Genomic DNA, 16723 nt, shown 5'->3' on the forward strand with positions numbered 1-16723 from the left:
GTTTACAAGGCTGGCATGTTTAGCCCAACAACGCCTGCTGGCTCTGGCCAAACGTCAGGTACTCCACCAGCTCAGCCAACGGCAACGGTTTACTGATCAAATAACCCTGGGCTTGATCGCAACCAAACAGTTTCAAAAGCTCAAGCTGCTCCGAGGTCTCCACGCCTTCGGCCACCACTTCCAGGTTGAGGTTGTGGGCCAGGTTGATCATGGCGTGCACCAGCTTGCGATTCTCTTCGCGCTCCTCCATGCCGCCGACGAAGCTCTTGTCAATCTTCAACAAGGCAATCGGCAGGCTGTTGAGGTGCACGAACGATGAGAAACCGGTGCCGAAGTCGTCCAGGGAAAACCGTACGCCGAGGCGGCCGAGGGCGTCCATGGTCTGTTTGACCAGGTCGCTGCGACGCATCACGGCGGTTTCGGTCAACTCGAACTCCAGCCATTGCGCTTCCACGCCGCGCTCGGCAATCAGCCGGCTGAGGGTCGAGAGCAACTGGCTGTCCTGGAACTGGCGAAACGACAGGTTGACCGCCATGTGCAACGCCGGCAGGCCACGTTCGCGCAGGTCCTGCATGTCGCGCAAGGCGCGGGCAATCACCCAGTAACCCAATGGCACGATCAAGCCACTCTGCTCGGCCAGGGGCACGAATTCGCTCGGTGGCAACAGGCCACGCTCGCCATGACGCCAGCGCACCAGGGCTTCCAGACCGACGATATGCCCGTCATCCAGGTCCAGGCGCGGCTGGTAGTGCAGCTCCAGTTCATCACGGCGCAAGGCACGGCGCAATTCGCTTTCCAGGTCGGCCAGGCTGCGCGCGTTGCGATTGATGCGTTCGTTGAAGATGTGAAAAGTACAGCCCTGGGTGCTTTTGGCCTGCTGCATGGCGATATGGGCATGCCACATCAACGGGTCGGCCCCGGCGCGGGCACGGGCATGCGCCACACCCAGGCTGCAGCCGATCAACAGGCTTTCACCGTCCACCCAGTAAGGCTCGGCCATCACTTCGGTGATGCGCTCGGCCATCCATTCGGCGCGCTGGGGCGCACGGCGGGTGTCGATCAGCAGCGCGAACTCATCGCTGCCCAGGCGCGCCAGTTGATCACCGGCTTCCAGCTGGCTCTTGAGCCGTGACACCACCTGCAGGATCAAGCGATCACCGGCCTGGTGACCAAGGGCATCGTTGGCATGACGGAAGTTGTCCAGGTCCAGATGCCCAAGGGCCAGGCCGCGGCCTTCGTTATCCGCCAGCCGCGCCGCCAGCAGGGTCTGGAAACCCTGGCGGTTGGCGATACCGGTGAGCGGGTCCTGTTCGGCCAGGCGCTGCAGCGTGTTTTCCAGCACGCCGCGCTCACGCACATGGCGCAGACAGCGGCGCAGGGTATCGGCGTCCAGCACGGAATGGATCAGCCAATCGCTGACACCGAGCGGCGAAACCAGCGGCTCCTGTTCCAGCAACAATACACACGGCAAGCTGCAGCGGCCGGGACCGGGTTGCAGAGGGGGTGTGGTCAACAGCACCGCACTGTGGTCGTCGTCGAACAGACGACTCACCGAGTCCCAGTTGGGCGCACTGATCAGCACAGCCCCGTCGCCCATCGGCGCCAGGCACTCGCGCAACAACGCCGCCCACTCAGGCTCATCGGCCAACAGCAGCAAACGCAAGGGTTCGACAGGCGTAGACAAGCTAGCTCCCTAGACTCTGCAAGAATTCGTTGGCGGTGGCATTATGACGTGCGGCCTGACAATGACAATGGCATGACAAATGATAGGTGTTATCAAACACGCTGACTGTGAAAATAGTCGCGATATCCCCTACATCCTGCGGCAAAGTAGCAAAACCGGCAAATTTAGATCGAGTGGTACGTCACACCGTCGTTCTAAGGCAGCAGAATCTTGCCAGCCTGTTAAAATGCCCGCCCTTTTGAACAACGACTCCCCGAACTCTGTATGTCCCGACTCAATCCCCGGCAGCAAGAAGCCGTGAACTACGTCGGCGGCCCTCTATTGGTGCTCGCCGGTGCTGGCTCCGGCAAGACCAGCGTGATTACCCGCAAGATCGCGCACCTGATCCAGAACTGCGGGATCCGCGCCCAGTACATCGTCGCCATGACCTTTACCAACAAGGCGGCGCGGGAAATGAAAGAGCGCGTCGGCACCCTGCTCAAGGGTGGCGAAGGCCGTGGCCTCACCGTGTGCACCTTCCACAACCTTGGGCTGAACATCATTCGCAAGGAGCATGCACGGCTGGGCTACAAGCCGGGTTTCTCGATTTTCGACGAGACCGACGTCAAGGCCCTGATGACCGACATCATGCAGAAGGAATACGCGGGCGACGACGGCGTCGACGAGATCAAGAACATGATCGGCGCCTGGAAAAACGACCTGATCCTGCCCGCCGAAGCGCTGGAAGCCGCGCGCAACCCCAAGGAACAGACCGCCGCCATCGTCTACACCCACTACCAGCGCACGCTCAAGGCGTTCAACGCGGTGGACTTCGACGACCTGATCCTGCTGCCGGTCAAGCTGTTCCAGGAACACAAGGACATCCTGGAAAAGTGGCAGAACAAAGTGCGTTACCTGCTGGTGGACGAATACCAGGACACCAACGCCAGCCAATACCTGCTGGTGAAGCTGTTGATCGGTACGCGCAACCAGTTCACCGTGGTGGGCGACGACGACCAGTCGATCTACGCCTGGCGTGGTGCGCGCCCGGAAAACCTGATGTTGCTCAAGGAAGATTATCCGTCCCTGAAAGTGGTGATGCTGGAGCAGAACTACCGTTCCACCAGCCGCATCCTGCGCTGTGCCAACGTGCTGATCTCCAACAACCCCCACGAGTTTGAAAAACAACTGTGGAGCGAGATGGGCCATGGCGACGAAATCCGCGTGATCCGCTGCCGCAACGAAGACGCCGAAGCCGAGCGCGTGGCTGTGGAAATCCTCAGCCTGCACCTGCGCACCGACCGCCCTTACAGCGACTTTGCGATCCTGTATCGCGGCAACTACCAGGCCAAGCTGATCGAGCTGAAATTACAGCACCACCAGGTGCCGTATCGCCTGTCGGGTGGCAACAGCTTCTTCGGACGCCAGGAAGTAAAAGACCTGATGGCCTACTTCCGCCTGATCGTAAACCCGGATGACGACAACGCCTTCCTGCGGGTGATCAACGTCCCACGCCGGGAAATCGGTTCGACGACCCTGGAAAAACTCGGCAACTACGCCACCGAGCGCAAGATCTCGATGTACGCCGCCACCGACGAAATCGGCCTGGGCGAACACCTGGACACGCGCTTCACCGACCGCCTGTCGCGCTTCAAGCGCTTCATGGACAAGGTGCGCGAGCAGTGCGCCGGCGAAGACCCGATCAGCGCCCTGCGCAGCATGGTCATGGACATCGACTATGAAAACTGGCTGCGCACCAACAGTTCCAGCGACAAGGCCGCGGACTACCGCATGGGCAACGTCTGGTTCCTGATCGAAGCCCTGAAGAACACCCTGGAAAAAGACGAAGACGGTGAAATGACCGTCGAGGACGCCATCGGCAAACTGGTGCTGCGCGACATGCTCGAACGCCAGCAGGAAGAGGAAGATGGCGCCGAAGGCGTGCAGATGATGACCCTGCACGCGTCCAAGGGCCTGGAATTTCCTTACGTGTTCATTATGGGCATGGAAGAGGAGATCCTCCCGCATCGCTCCAGCATCGAAGCCGACACCATCGAGGAAGAACGGCGCCTGGCCTACGTGGGCATTACCCGCGCGCGTCAGACCCTGGCCTTCACCTTCGCCGCCAAGCGCAAGCAATACGGCGAAATCATCGACTGTGCCCCCAGCCGGTTCCTGGATGAGTTGCCGCCGGATGACTTGGCCTGGGAAGGCAACGACGACACCCCGACCGAGGTGAAGGCCGTTCGCGGCAACAGCGCCCTGGCTGATATACGCGCGATGTTAAAGCGCTAGAATCGACTACTTTTCAATCTACTTTCGGCGCCTGTTGCGCCATCAGAGGAAGCTTTCCGTGGAAGCACTGCACAAGAAAATTCGCGAAGAAGGCATCGTGCTTTCCGATCAGGTACTCAAGGTTGACGCCTTTTTGAACCACCAGATCGATCCGGCGCTGATGAAACTGATCGGCGACGAATTCGCCGCGCTGTTCAAGGACTCGGGCATCACCAAGATCGTCACCATCGAGGCCTCCGGTATCGCCCCGGCGATCATGACCGGCCTGAACCTCGGCGTGCCGGTGATCTTCGCGCGCAAGCAGCAGTCCCTGACACTGACCGAAAACCTGCTGTCGGCGACGGTGTACTCCTTCACCAAGAAAACCGAAAGCACCGTGGCGATCTCCCCGCGCCACCTGACCAGCAGCGACCGCGTGCTGGTCATCGATGACTTCCTGGCCAACGGCAAGGCGTCCCAGGCGCTGATTTCGATCATCAAGCAAGCGGGCGCGACCGTGGCCGGCCTGGGCATCGTTATCGAGAAGTCGTTCCAGGGTGGCCGTGCGGAGCTCGATGCCCAGGGGTATCGGGTTGAATCGCTGGCGCGGGTGAAGTCGCTGGCGGGTGGCGTCGTTACCTTCATCTGAACCAACGCAGCTCGAAATGTGGGAGGGGGCTTGCCCCCGATTGCGGTGTATCAGTCACCAACTGGTTGGCTGACCCACAGCTATCGGGGGCAAGCCCCCTCCCACATTTGTCTTGTGTTGGCGGTTAGTGCGCGGTGGCTTGTAGACCCGCGAGCAGCAGGCGCTGATACAGGTCCTCCTTGAACCCCTGCGGCTGATCCAGCCCCATCCGCCTCAGATGCTCGGGAAACGCTTCCGGATCCGGCGCATCCAGCGCTGCCTTGCCCAGCTCCAGCATCTCCGTCAGCTTGAATTTGCTCTTGAGCCAGTTCAGCGCGCGCAACAGGTCGCGCTCTTGGTCCGTGAAATCGCTGCCCAACGGATATTCCGGGAACAGGCGCCGATGCCTGGCTTGAATCGCCTGGAGCCGTTGCGGTGTGTTGTCGGCAAAGCGCGGGTCCAGCTTGAAATCCATGGGTAACTTGCCGGCCTTTTGCGCCTCTTCGATCAGCTCGCCCTGGAAGCGCGAGTCGGTGATATTGAGCAACGCCTCAATCACCTTGGCATCGGTCTGGCCACGCAAATCGGCAATGCCGTACTCGGTGATGACGATATCCCGCAGGTGCCGGGGAATGGTGCAATGGCCATACTCCCAGACGATATTCGAACTGACCTCCCCCGCCGACTCGCGCCAGCTGCGCAGGATCAGGATCGAACGCGCGCCCTCCAGCGCATGGCCCTGGGCAACGAAGTTGTACTGCCCGCCCACGCCGCTGAGCACTCGGCCATCTTCCAACTGGTCGGCCACACCGGCACCGAGCAAGCTGACCATGATCGCGCTGTTGATGAATCGCGCATCCTGACGCTGCAAACGCTTGAGCTCTTCCTGACCGTACAGCTCGTTGATATAGCTGATGCCGGTCATGTTGAATTCCAGCCGCTTGGCGTGGCTCATCTCCTGCAGGCGCTGGTAGAAACTGCGCGGGCCGAGAAAGAAGCCGCCATGGATCGAGATGCCATCGGGCTGCGCGGCATCGTCGAGCAACCCGGCATTGGCCTGTTGCTGGGTCGCCACGTCCGGGTACACCTTGCGCCTGATGATCCCGGCATCCGCCAGTACCAGCAGGCCGTTGACGAACATTTCGCTGCAACCGTAAAGGCCACGGGCGAACGGCTCAACGCCGCCCTCACGGCTGATCAAGGGCGCCCACTGATACACGTCCAGATCGGTCAGCAGCAATCGATAGGCCTCGTTGTCGGCCTGGCGCGCCAACAATGCGGCGGTCAGCGCATCGCCCATGGAGCCGATGCCGATCTGCAAAGTGCCGCCATCGCGCACAAGGGTGCTGGCATGCATACCGATAAAATGGTCCTGGAACCCCACCGGCATGTTTGGCGTGGAAAACAGCGTGGTGCTGTCTTTCTCATCGAGCAGGTAGTCGAAGGCGTCCATGCCCAACTCGGCATCGCCGGGCATGTAGGGCAAGTCGCTGTGGACCTGGCCGACGATCAGGATGGTCTCACCCGCCGCGCGCCGCTTGGCGATCATCGGCAGCAGGTCGAGGGTGATGTCCGGGTTGCAGCTCAGGCTCAGGCGGTCGGGATGCTCGGCGCTGCTGGCAACCAGCTGGGCCACCAGGTTCAGGCCGGCGGCATTGATGTCCCGGGCTGCATGGCTGTAGTTACTGCTGACGTAATCCTGCTGGGCGGCGGCGCTGTGCAGCAGGCTGCCGGGCTGCATGAAGAATTGCTGCACGCGGATATTCTTCGGCAGGCAGTCCTTGTGCAGGTCTGCGAGAAAATCCAGCTCGGGATAATCGCCAAACACGCGCTCGATAAAGGGTTCGAGAAAGCGCTTCTGCAAACCGTCGCCCAGAGTGGGCCGACCCAGGCTCAGCGCGGTGTAGATCGTCAGCGCCCGCTCGGGCAACTGTGCGACACGCCGGTACAGCGCGTTGACGAACAGATTGGGCTTGCCCAGCCCCAGCGGCATGCCCATATGGATATGCGCCGGCAAGCGGGCCAGTACGTCGTCAACTGCTTGCTCGATTGAACACAACTGCACCATCCGACTGCTCCCGAACATTCCATGAATTGGGGTTGGACCGAGCTTGCCGGGTCTTTGCTGCAATGAACAGCCATGAAAGATAATCCCAGGCACAAAAAAGCCGCTCGCAAGCGGCTTTTTTGGCGAAGATCGGCGGGTTAAAGCCCGGACATCTTCTTGATCGCGCCTTTGAGATCGTCATCCGAGCAGTCAGCGCAAGTGCCTTTGGGCGGCATGGCATTGATGCCGGTGATCGCCTTGGCCAGGATGCCGTCGAGGCCGCCCTGATGATCTGCGCGCTCTTTCCACGCGGCGGTGTCGCCGATTTTCGGTGCCCCCAGCAAGCCGGTGCCGTGGCAAGCATTACAGTGCTTGGCGATGATTTCATCCGGGGTTCTTGCGCCACCGCCGCCCGCTGCTACGGCGACCTCCATGCCTTTGCACTCCTGGCCCTGGACACAGACCTGGCCCACGGGCTCCAGGCGCTTGGCAATGTCATCGTTGGTCGCAGCTTGAGCGCTGACAGCCCATAGGGCCAGTACGGTTGCTGGTGCAGCCAGCATTTTCATAATTAGGTTCACGCGTTCACCCTCAATGGTGGCTATTCACGCCTGCGGCCACGGTTTCGCAGGCGGCGAAAGTATAGCGGTTAGCCCGCCCGGCTGAAACAACCCTATTAAACAAAGGGAGATTCGGCCTCACGGTGTACACTGCGCGAACCTCTGCAGCGCTGGCAGGGCGCCTCTCTTTTAGAAGTTCGCGGGTGTGGCTGCGCTGATTAGTCGCGCCGGCACGTCGAACGGATTGCGAAACCGATGGGGCTTGGTACTTTCAAAGTAGTAGCTATCGCCTGCTTCGAGCACAAAAGTTTCAAGACCGACCACCAATTCCAGGCGACCTTCCACCAGAATCCCGGTTTCTTCGCCTTCATGGGTGAGCATTTCTTCGCCCGTGTCGGCGCCTGGCGGGTAGATTTCGTTGAGAAACGCGATGGCCCGGCTGGGGTGCGCTCGGCCTACCAGCTTCATGGTGACGGCACCGTCGGAAATGTCGATCAGCTCATTGGCTTTATAGACGATCTGCGTGGGTATTTCCTGGAGGATCTCTTCGGAAAAGAACTCGACCATGGACATGGGAATGCCACCCAGTACCTTGCGCAGGGAACTGATCGAGGGGCTGACGCTGTTTTTCTCGATCATCGAAATGGTGCTGTTGGTGACGCCCGCGCGCTTGGCAAGCTCGCGCTGGGAAAGACCTTTGAGTTTACGGATCGATTGCAGTCGTTCGCCGACGTCCAATGCAGGAGCCTCCTAGGGTTCAGGCTTTGTTGTAATTGAGCGTTATCATGGCGACAGCGTTCAGTATTTACAACACTTGGGCCTAAATCCCGGGCAGCTGCGTTCGTACCCGGCCATCAAGCGCCGGAATAGAGCCTCGGTACCCGGCGCAGGTTGCAGAAAATCTGGTAAGGGATGGTTTCAGCAGCGGTCGCGACGTCACTGGCGAGAATATTCTTGCCCCACAACTCCACCGTGGAACCCAGGCCCGCCTGGGGCACATCCGTCAGGTCGACACACAGCATATCCATGGATACCCGGCCCAGTAACTGGCTGCGCTGGCCGGCGACCAGCACCGGTGTGCCAGTGGGCGCATGGCGCGGGTAGCCATCGGCATACCCCATGGCAACCACGCCGATACGCATTGGCTTGGGCGTGACGAACCTGGCGCCGTAGCCTACCGGCTCACCCGCCGGCAGTTCGCGTACGCAAATGATTTTGGACTCCAGGGTCATCACCGGCTGCAAACGCGCTGCGATGGCCTGGTCTTCACCAAAGGGCGTAGCGCCGTAGAGCATGATGCCTGGGCGCACCCAGTCACTGCTCACACTTGGCCACCCCAGTACGGACGGTGAATTGCGCAGGCTGACTTCAGCCGCCAGGCCTTGGCGGGCCGCGTCGAATACCGCCACTTGTTCGTTGCTGCTCACGCAATCGAGCTCGTCGGCGCGGGCGAAATGGCTCATCAATACGATCTTCGCGACTTTACCGCTGGCCAGCAGGCGCTTGTAAGCGTCCCGGTAATCCTTGGGATGCAGGCCGACACGGTGCATGCCTGAGTCCAGCTTGAGCCAGATGGTCAAGGGCTTGCTCAGCGCGGCCTGCTCGATAGCCTCCAGTTGCCACAGCGAATGCACCACGCACCACAGGTCCTGCTCGATGATCAGCGGCAGTTCGTCGGCTTCGAAAAAACCTTCCAGCAGCAGCACCGGCGCACGTATCCCGGCGGCGCGCAGCTCCAGGGCCTCTTCGATGCACGCCACCGCGAACCCATCGGCCTCGGCTTCCAGCGCCTGGGCAACAGCTACCGCGCCATGGCCGTAGGCGTCCGCCTTGATCACGGCGAGGGCCTTGGCCCCGGTGACTTCGCGGGCCAATTGGTAATTGTGGCGCAGAGCTTGGAGATCGATCAAGGCACGGGCTGGACGCATGGCGGCAGGCTTCTAGGCGGCAGAGTAAAAAAACCGGTGCCGACCAACAATGTCGGCACCGGGAGAGGGATTGAGCGTTAAGGCAGCGCAGCCACGACGGACAGCTCTACCAGGATGTTCGGCTCACACAGTTTAGCTTCAACCGTAGCGCGAGCTGGCGCGGCGCCTTTAGGCAACCACTTGTCCCACACCGCATTCATGCCGGCGAAGTCAGCATCGATGTCTTTCAAATAGATTGTCACCGACAGCAAACGGGTCTTGTCGGTGCCGGCCAGGTCAAGCAAACGCTCGATGTTGACCAGGGTTTCGCGGGTCTGCTGCTCGATGCCGGCACTCATGTCGTCGCCGACCTGCCCTGCCAGGTACACGGTACCGCTGTGAACAACGATCTGGCTCATGCGCTCATTGGTGAGCTGGCGCTGGATTGACATGTTGGGCGGACTCCTGGTGATTGCCGTAACGGGAAATAGCGAGGCCTTCGGCGCTGATCTGCGGGGTTTTCTTCGCCATCAGGTCGGCCAGCAAGCGACCGGAGCCGCATGCCATGGTCCAGCCGAGGGTGCCGTGGCCGGTATTCAGGAACAGGTTCTTGAATGGGGTGCCGCCGACAATCGGTGTGCCATCGGGCGTGGTCGGGCGCAGGCCGGTCCAGAAACTGGCCTGGGCCAGATCGCCGCCCTGAGGATAAAGGTCGTTGACGATCATCTCCAGGGTTTCACGCCGGCGAGGGTTGAGCGAGAGGTCAAAACCGGCTATTTCAGCCATGCCGCCGACGCGAATGCGGTTGTCGAAGCGGGTGATCGCGACTTTGTAGGTTTCGTCCAGGATGGTCGAAGTCGGCGCCATCGCCGGGTTGGTGATCGGCACGGTCAGCGAGTAGCCCTTGAGCGGGTACACCGGCGCCTTGATCCCCAGCGGCTTGAGCAGCTTCGGCGAATAACTGCCGAGGGCCAGCACGTAGCGGTCGGCGGTTTCCAACTGGCCGTCGATCCACACGCCGTTGATGCGGTCGCCTGCGTAATCGAGGCGCTGGATGTCCTGTTCGAAACGAAACTCGACGCCCAATTGCTTGCACATCTCTACCAAGCGGGTAGTGAACATCTGGCAGTCGCCGGTCTGGTCGTTGGGCAGGCGCAGTGCACCGGCAAGAATATCGGTGACACTGGCCAGGGCGGGTTCAACCCGGGCGATGCCGGCGCGGTCCAGCAGCTCGAAGGGCACGCCGGATTCCTGCAACACGGCAATGTCCTTGGCCGCGCCATCGAGCTGGGCCTGGGTGCGGAACAGTTGGGTGGTGCCCAGGCTGCGCCCTTCATAGGCAATCCCGGTTTCAGCGCGCAGTTCGTCGAGGCAGTCGCGGCTGTACTCGGACAGGCGGACCATGCGCTCCTTGTTCACCGCATACCGGCTGGCGGTGCAGTTGCGCAGCATCTGCGCCATCCACAAGTATTGGTCGATATCGGTGGTGGCCTTGATCGCCAGCGGCGCATGACGTTGCAGCAGCCACTTGATCGCCTTGAGCGGCACGCCCGGCGCGGCCCATGGCGACGCGTAGCCTGGGGATACCTGGCCGGCGTTGGCGAAACTGGTTTCCATGGCGGCGGCGGGTTGACGGTCAACCACCACGACCTCAAAGCCGGCCCGAGCCAAATAATAGGCACTGGTCACGCCGATGACGCCGCTACCCAAGACCAGAACGCGCATTTTTATATCCTCATCGCGGGCGGAGCCGCTGACGTGTGTTATTGGAGCAATGATGAGCGCAGTGTAAAAAACTATCAGCAGTGCATTTCACTATATAAATGCCTATATTTGGCGACAATTCTCGGCACAAACCGTTTTTACAGAGGCGTATCCCCTATGCGTACCAACACCCAGACCAAGCGGGAGCTGGACAAGATTGACCGCAATATCCTGCGCATCCTGCAAACCGATGGGCGCATTTCGTTCACGGAATTGGGAGAAAAGGTTGGGCTGTCGACGACGCCGTGTACCGAGCGGGTGCGCCGCCTGGAGCGCGAGGGGATCATCATGGGCTACAACGCGCGGCTCAACCCGCAGCATTTGAAAGGGAGTTTGCTGGTATTTGTCGAGATCAGCCTGGATTACAAGTCCGGCGATACGTTCGAAGAGTTCCGCCGCGCCGTGCTCAAACTGCCCCATGTGCTGGAATGCCACCTGGTGTCCGGGGACTTTGACTACCTGGTGAAAGCGCGGATTTCCGAGATGGCCTCGTACCGCAAATTACTCGGCGATATCCTGCTCAAGCTGCCGCATGTGCGCGAGTCCAAGAGCTATATCGTGATGGAAGAAGTGAAGGAAAGCCTGAACCTGCCGATCCCCGATTAACCTGACAGAACTCAATCAAATGTGGGAGGGGGCTTGCCCCTCCCACACTGACCCAGTACATCCGCTACACCAGTACCTGTCGGGTACTCGCCATATACGCGTGAATCTGCTTTTCAACCCGTGGATGAATCAGTTCCACCGGCCGCCGGCCATTGGGGCACGGCAAGGTTTTGGTGGTGCCGAACAGGCGACAGATCAGCGGGCGCTCGTCATACACGGTGCAGCCGCTGGGCCCCAGGTGCACGCAATTCAGCTCGTCCATGGCGGCTTCCTGCTCGGCGGCATTCTTGCGCGGCAGACGCGACATTTCCTCAGGCGAAGTGGTGACCGGCCCACAGCAGTCGTGGCAACCCGGGACACACTCGAACGAAGGAATCTGCCTACGCAAGGCGCTGACTTTCTGACTGTTGCAACTCATCCAAATCCACACCCAACCGCGATTAGACCGGGATTCTGCCGTAAAACGCCCCGCGCAGACAGCTTCGTCCGACCGCTGTATCCTGCGTCAAATTTTCCAAACAGGGAGCTCCCCATGACCGCCAGCGCCCGGCACACCGCGTCCTACTACGCTGCCAGCAGCGTGCCGCACCCCGATTACCCGGCGTTGGCGGGTGAGGTGCGTGCCGATGTCTGCGTGATTGGCGGCGGCTATTCCGGGCTCAACACTGCGCTGGAGTTGGCCGAGCGCGGCTTCAGTGTGGTGCTGCTGGAGGCGCGCAAGATCGGCTGGGGCGCCAGCGGGCGCAACGGCGGCCAGCTGATTCGCGGCGTCGGCCACGGCCTTGACCAGTTCGCCAAGGTGATCGGCACCGACGGCGTGCGCCAGATGAAGCTGATGGGCCTGGAAGCCGTGGAGATCGTGCGCGAGCGTGTCGAACGCTTCAAGATTCCTTGCGACCTGACCTGGGGCTACTGCGACCTGGCCAACAAACCCCGTGACCTTGAGGGCCTCGCCGAAGACGCCGAAGAGCTGCGCAGCCTGGGCTATCGCCATCCGGTTCGCCTGCTGCAAGCCAGCGAGATGGCCAGCGTGATCGGCTCCGACCGCTATGTGGGCGGGATGATCGACATGGGGTCCGGGCATCTGCATCCGCTGAACCTCGCCCTGGGCGAAGCCGGCGCCGCGCAACAATTGGGCGTGAAGTTGTTCGAGCAGTCTGAAGTGGCGCGCATCGACTACGGCCCGCAGGTCAAGGTGCACACCGCCCAGGGCCAGGTCATTGCCAACACCCTGGTGCTGGCCTGCAACGCTTACATCAATGGCCTCAATCCGCATTTGAGCGGCAAGATCCTGCCCGCGGGCAGCTACATCATCGCCACCGAACCCCTGAGTGAAGCGCAAGCCACCAGCCTGTTGCCGCAGAACATGGCGGTGTGTGACCAGCGGGTAACGGTGGACTATTTCCGCCTGTCCGCCGACCGCCGCCTGTTGTTCGGCGGTGCCTGCCACTATTCCGGGCGCGACCCGAAAGACATTGGCGCCTATATGCGGCCAAAAATGCTGCAGGTGTTCCCTCAGTTGGCCAACGTGAAGATCGACTACCAATGGGGCGGCATGATTGGTATCGGCGCCAATCGGTTGCCGCAGATCGGACGCCTGGCAGATCACCCCAATGTGTATTACGCCCAGGCCTACGCAGGCCACGGCCTGAACGCCACGCACCTGGCCGGCAGGTTGCTGGCCGAAGCCATCAGCGGGCAGCAACAAGGGCGCTTCGACCTGTTCGCCCAAGTGCCGCACATCACCTTCCCTGGCGGCCAGCACCTGCGCTCGCCGCTGCTGGCCCTGGGGATGCTCTGGCACCGCCTCAAGGAACGGGTCTGATCAGTCGCGCCAGAACGGCTTCAAGCCTTCATGGCGCGCCTGCTCTGGCGTCAGGCCTACGTCGCGTAATTGCTCGCGAGTCAGCGTCAGCAAGGCCTTGCGTGTATGACGGCGGCGCCAGAACAGGCTCCAGCGGTTATCCCCAGGCACAGACAACGTCCTCTCCTGGGCTGCTTCCAGTTCCTGGTTGTGTAACGCCAGCCGCACATCGCTCATGCCGTTCATTTTGCCGTCCCTCGTTAGCTTGTCGCTTTGAGTGGATAGGATGAGCGCGCGAGCAAAACCAATACAGATTCAACATGCCTTTATTAAATCCATACAGATACTGCCTATGAACGGCTGAATCCTGTATTTTCTCCCCATCTGTATTGGTCCCCTGGGAGTGACCGCCATGACCCTCTACGTCAATCTCGCCGAATTGCTCGGCACCCGCATCGAACAAGGCTTCTATCGCCCCGGCGACCGCCTGCCTTCCGTGCGGGCATTGAGCGTGGAGCATGGGGTCAGCCTGAGCACTGTGCAGCAAGCCTATCGCTTGCTGGAGGACAACGGCCTGGCGATGCCCAAGCCCAAGTCCGGCTATTTTGTGCCGGCGGGCCGTGAACTGCCGGCGCTGCCCGAGGTGGGTCGCCCCGCCCAGCGGCCAGTAGAAATTTCCCAGTGGGACCAGGTGCTGGAGTTGATTCGCGCGGTGCCGCGCAAAGACGTCATACAGCTAGGCCGGGGCATGCCGGATGTGTTGACGCCAACCATCAAGCCATTGCTGCGCAGCCTGGCCCGTGTCAGCCGCCGCCAGGATCTGCCGGGGCTGTATTACGACAATATCCTTGGCTGTATGGAACTGCGTGAGCAAATTTCGCGCCTGTCATTGGATTCAGGGTGCCAGCTGACTGCCGAAGACATCGTCATCACCACCGGTTGCCACGAAGCGCTTTCCACCAGCATTCGCGCCATTTGTGCGCCCGGCGATATCGTTGCAGTGGATTCGCCAAGTTTCCACGGCGCCATGCAGACCCTCAAGGGGTTGGGCATGAAAGCGCTGGAGATCCCCACCGACCCGATCACCGGCATCAGCCTTGAAGCCTTGGAACTGGCGCTGGAACAGTGGCCGATCAAAGTCATCCAGCTCACGCCCAACTGCAATAACCCATTGGGCTACATCATGCCGGAGGCGCGCAAACGCGCACTGCTGACCCTGGCCCAGCGCTTTGACGTGGCAATCATCGAAGACGATGTGTATGGCGAACTGGCCTACAGCTACCCGCGCCCGCGCACGATCAAATCCTTCGACGAAGACGGCCGAGTGCTGCTGTGCAGTTCGTTCTCCAAGACCCTGGCGCCCGGCCTGCGCATTGGCTGGGTCGCGCCGGGGCGCTACCTGGAGCGGGTGCTGCACATGAAATACATCAGCACGGGCTCTACCGCCACGCAGCCGCAGATCGCGATAGCGGAATTTCTCAAGGGCGGGCATTTCGAACCGCATTTGCGCAGGATGCGCACCCAATACCAGCGCAATCGCGACCTGATGCTCGACTGGGTAAGCCGCTACTTCCCCGCTGGCACCCGGGCCAGTCGGCCCCAGGGCAGCTTCATGCTGTGGGTAGAACTGCCGGAAGGCTTCGACACCCTCAAGCTCAACCGCGCACTGATGGAACAAGGCGTACAGGTGGCGGTAGGCAGCATTTTTTCTGCCTCCGGCAAGTACCGTAATTGCCTGCGCATGAACTACGCTGCCAAACCGACGCCGCAGATTGAGGAGGCGGTGCGCAAGGTCGGCGCCGCTGCGCGCAAACTGCTGGCCGAATCGGCGGACTGACCTTTTCCGAGCAATTGCCGTCATATGCCGACAACCGCCCTGACCTGGATGGCGCTTCCTTGATGATTCAACGGCTTTTACCGCTTGTCCTGCTGGGAGCGCTGGCACTGGGTGGCTGCGCGACGGCCTATCCACCACGCGTGCCCAGTGATGCCCTGCCGGCGGCACAGTCTTCCTTCGGCCGTTCGATCCAGGCCCAGGCAGCGCCGTATCAGGGCCGCTCGGGCTTTCGCTTGCTGCCCAACAGCAGCGAAGCCTTCATGGCTCGCGCCGAGTTGATCCGCAACGCCCAGACCAGTCTGGACCTTCAGTACTACATCGTGCATGACGGCATCAGCACGCGCATGCTGGTGGACGAACTGCTCAAGGCCGCCGACCGCGGTGTGCGCGTACGCATCCTGCTGGACGACACCACCAGCGACGGCCTCGACCAGATCATCGCGACCCTGGCCGCTCACCCCAAGATCGACATCCGCCTGTTCAATCCGCTGCATCTGGGGCGTAGCACGGGTGTGACGCGCGCCATGGGGCGCTTGTTCAACCTGTCGCTGCAACACCGGCGCATGCACAACAAACTGTGGCTGGCCGACAACAGCGTGGCGATCGTGGGCGGGCGCAACCTGGGGGATGAATATTTCGACGCCGAACCCAACCTGAATTTCACCGATATCGACATGCTCAGCGTCGGGCCGGTGGCCGAGCAACTGGGCCACAGTTTCGACCAGTACTGGAACAGCGCACTGAGCAAGCCTATCGATGAGTTCGTCGCAAGCATGCCCTCCAAGGGCGACCTCGCCGTTGCGCGCGGGCGCTTGGAGACCTCGCTGGCCCAATCGCGCCAGCAGAACCACGCCCTCTATAACCGTCTGCGCACCTACCAGACCCAACCGCGCATGGACATCTGGCGCCGCGAGTTGATCTGGGCCTGGAACCAGGCGTTGTGGGACGCCCCCAGCAAGGTGCTGGCCAAGGCCGACCCGGACCCGCAATTGCTGCTTACCACGCAACTGGCGCCGGAGCTGCAAGGGGTCAGTCACGAGCTGATCATGATTTCGGCGTACTTCGTTCCGGGGCCGCCCGGGCTTGTGTACCTGACGGGCCGCGCCGATGCGGGCGTGTCGGTGAGCCTGTTGACCAATTCTCTCGAAGCCACTGACGTACCGGCCGTGCACGGCGGCTACGCGCCGTATCGCAAGGCGCTGCTGGAGCATGGCGTGAAGCTCTATGAGCTGCGTCGCCAACCGGGCGATCCCAGTGCAGGCAGCGGCCCGCATCTGTTTCGTCGAAGCAGTTTCCGCGGCTCAGACTCCAGCCTGCACAGCAAGGCGATGATTTTTGACCGGGAAAAGTCGTTTATCGGCTCGTTCAATTTCGATCCACGCTCAGTGCTGTGGAACACCGAAGTCGGTGTGCTGGTGGACAGCCCGGAACTGGCCGAGCATGTGCGCAACCTGGCGCTGCAAGGCATGGCGCCAGCGTTGAGCTACGAGGCGAAACTGCAGGACGGGCAGATCGTGTGGGTGACCGAAGATAACGGCCAGCTGCACACCCTGAGCCAGGAGCCGGGCAGCTGGTGGCGCCGGTTCAACGCCTGGTTCGCCACCTCGGTGGGCCTGGAACGCATGCTTTGAAA

Annotated in this window: 15 protein-coding genes; 6 read left to right on the plus strand and 9 right to left on the minus strand. The window is 61.3% G+C overall.

The window, feature by feature from the left end:
• Positions 1 to 19: 19 nt before the first annotated feature.
• Positions 20 to 1684 carry a bifunctional diguanylate cyclase/phosphodiesterase gene (locus tag C4J94_RS26540; protein WP_124388742.1) on the minus strand — a complete coding sequence of 555 codons (1665 nt, stop codon included), beginning with the start codon at positions 1682 to 1684 and terminating at the stop codon, positions 20 to 22.
• Between the two features lie 264 nt (positions 1685 to 1948).
• Between C4J94_RS26540 and rep the strand changes: the two genes are divergently transcribed.
• Positions 1949 to 3958, plus strand: a complete 2010-nt coding sequence (gene rep, locus C4J94_RS26545) for a DNA helicase Rep (RefSeq protein WP_124388743.1) — start codon at positions 1949 to 1951, stop codon at positions 3956 to 3958.
• 58 nt (positions 3959 to 4016) lie between these two features.
• A complete protein-coding gene (locus tag C4J94_RS26550) occupies positions 4017 to 4586 on the plus strand; it encodes a xanthine phosphoribosyltransferase (protein ID WP_003176890.1) in 570 nt (189 codons plus the stop codon).
• A 124-nt stretch (positions 4587 to 4710) separates the two neighbouring features.
• On the opposite strand, the gene C4J94_RS26555 is transcribed toward C4J94_RS26550, so the two are convergent.
• From C4J94_RS26555 to dadA, 6 genes are all read right to left on the minus strand, one after another.
• Positions 4711 to 6633, minus strand: a complete 1923-nt coding sequence (locus C4J94_RS26555) for an acetyl-CoA hydrolase/transferase C-terminal domain-containing protein (protein WP_124388744.1) — start codon at positions 6631 to 6633, stop codon at positions 4711 to 4713.
• Positions 6634 to 6770: 137 nt separating this feature from the next.
• Positions 6771 to 7181, minus strand: coding sequence for a cytochrome c5 family protein (locus C4J94_RS26560; protein ID WP_124389046.1), 411 nt, complete (start codon positions 7179 to 7181; stop codon positions 6771 to 6773).
• Positions 7182 to 7361: 180 nt separating this feature from the next.
• On the minus strand, positions 7362 to 7910 hold the full coding sequence (locus tag C4J94_RS26565; protein WP_003176893.1) for a cupin domain-containing protein: 549 nt from the start codon (positions 7908 to 7910) through the stop codon (positions 7362 to 7364).
• A 116-nt stretch (positions 7911 to 8026) separates the two neighbouring features.
• On the minus strand, positions 8027 to 9100 hold the full coding sequence (gene alr / locus C4J94_RS26570; RefSeq protein ID WP_124388745.1) for an alanine racemase: 1074 nt from the start codon (positions 9098 to 9100) through the stop codon (positions 8027 to 8029).
• 77 nt (positions 9101 to 9177) lie between these two features.
• Positions 9178 to 9531, minus strand: a complete 354-nt coding sequence (locus C4J94_RS26575; RefSeq protein WP_124388746.1) for a RidA family protein — start codon at positions 9529 to 9531, stop codon at positions 9178 to 9180.
• The gene (gene dadA / locus C4J94_RS26580; RefSeq protein WP_124388747.1) at positions 9503 to 10804 is read right to left on the minus strand and encodes a D-amino acid dehydrogenase; all 1302 of its coding nucleotides are present in this window, start codon (positions 10802 to 10804) and stop codon (positions 9503 to 9505) included. Before dadA ends, C4J94_RS26575 begins: the two co-directional genes overlap by 29 nt.
• A 156-nt stretch (positions 10805 to 10960) precedes the next feature.
• Between dadA and C4J94_RS26585 the strand changes: the two genes are divergently transcribed.
• A complete protein-coding gene (locus C4J94_RS26585; protein ID WP_003176896.1) occupies positions 10961 to 11449 on the plus strand; it encodes an Lrp/AsnC ligand binding domain-containing protein in 489 nt (162 codons plus the stop codon).
• A 64-nt stretch (positions 11450 to 11513) separates the two neighbouring features.
• Here C4J94_RS26585 and C4J94_RS26590 read toward each other — a convergent pair whose 3' ends face one another.
• Positions 11514 to 11867, minus strand: coding sequence for a YkgJ family cysteine cluster protein (locus C4J94_RS26590; protein WP_124388748.1), 354 nt, complete (start codon positions 11865 to 11867; stop codon positions 11514 to 11516).
• 114 nt (positions 11868 to 11981) lie between these two features.
• On the opposite strand from C4J94_RS26590, the gene C4J94_RS26595 reads away from it, so the two are divergent.
• Positions 11982 to 13274, plus strand: a complete 1293-nt coding sequence (locus C4J94_RS26595; protein ID WP_124388749.1) for an FAD-binding oxidoreductase — start codon at positions 11982 to 11984, stop codon at positions 13272 to 13274.
• Here C4J94_RS26595 and C4J94_RS26600 read toward each other — a convergent pair whose 3' ends face one another.
• On the minus strand, positions 13275 to 13499 hold the full coding sequence (locus C4J94_RS26600) for a DUF1127 domain-containing protein (protein WP_124388750.1): 225 nt from the start codon (positions 13497 to 13499) through the stop codon (positions 13275 to 13277).
• 166 nt (positions 13500 to 13665) lie between these two features.
• Here C4J94_RS26600 and C4J94_RS26605 point away from each other — a divergent pair, with 166 nt between their 5' ends.
• Both C4J94_RS26605 and C4J94_RS26610 read left to right on the plus strand, forming a co-directional pair.
• Positions 13666 to 15090: a PLP-dependent aminotransferase family protein gene (locus tag C4J94_RS26605; RefSeq protein WP_124388751.1), complete on the plus strand. Its 1425-nt coding sequence runs from the start codon at positions 13666 to 13668 to the stop codon at positions 15088 to 15090.
• A gap of 62 nt (positions 15091 to 15152) precedes the next feature.
• On the plus strand, positions 15153 to 16721 hold the full coding sequence (locus C4J94_RS26610) for a phospholipase D family protein (RefSeq protein ID WP_124388752.1): 1569 nt from the start codon (positions 15153 to 15155) through the stop codon (positions 16719 to 16721).
• Positions 16722 to 16723 lie beyond the last annotated feature (2 nt).

The organism is Pseudomonas sp. R5-89-07 (assembly GCF_003851685.1).
Taxonomy (GTDB): domain Bacteria; phylum Pseudomonadota; class Gammaproteobacteria; order Pseudomonadales; family Pseudomonadaceae; genus Aquipseudomonas.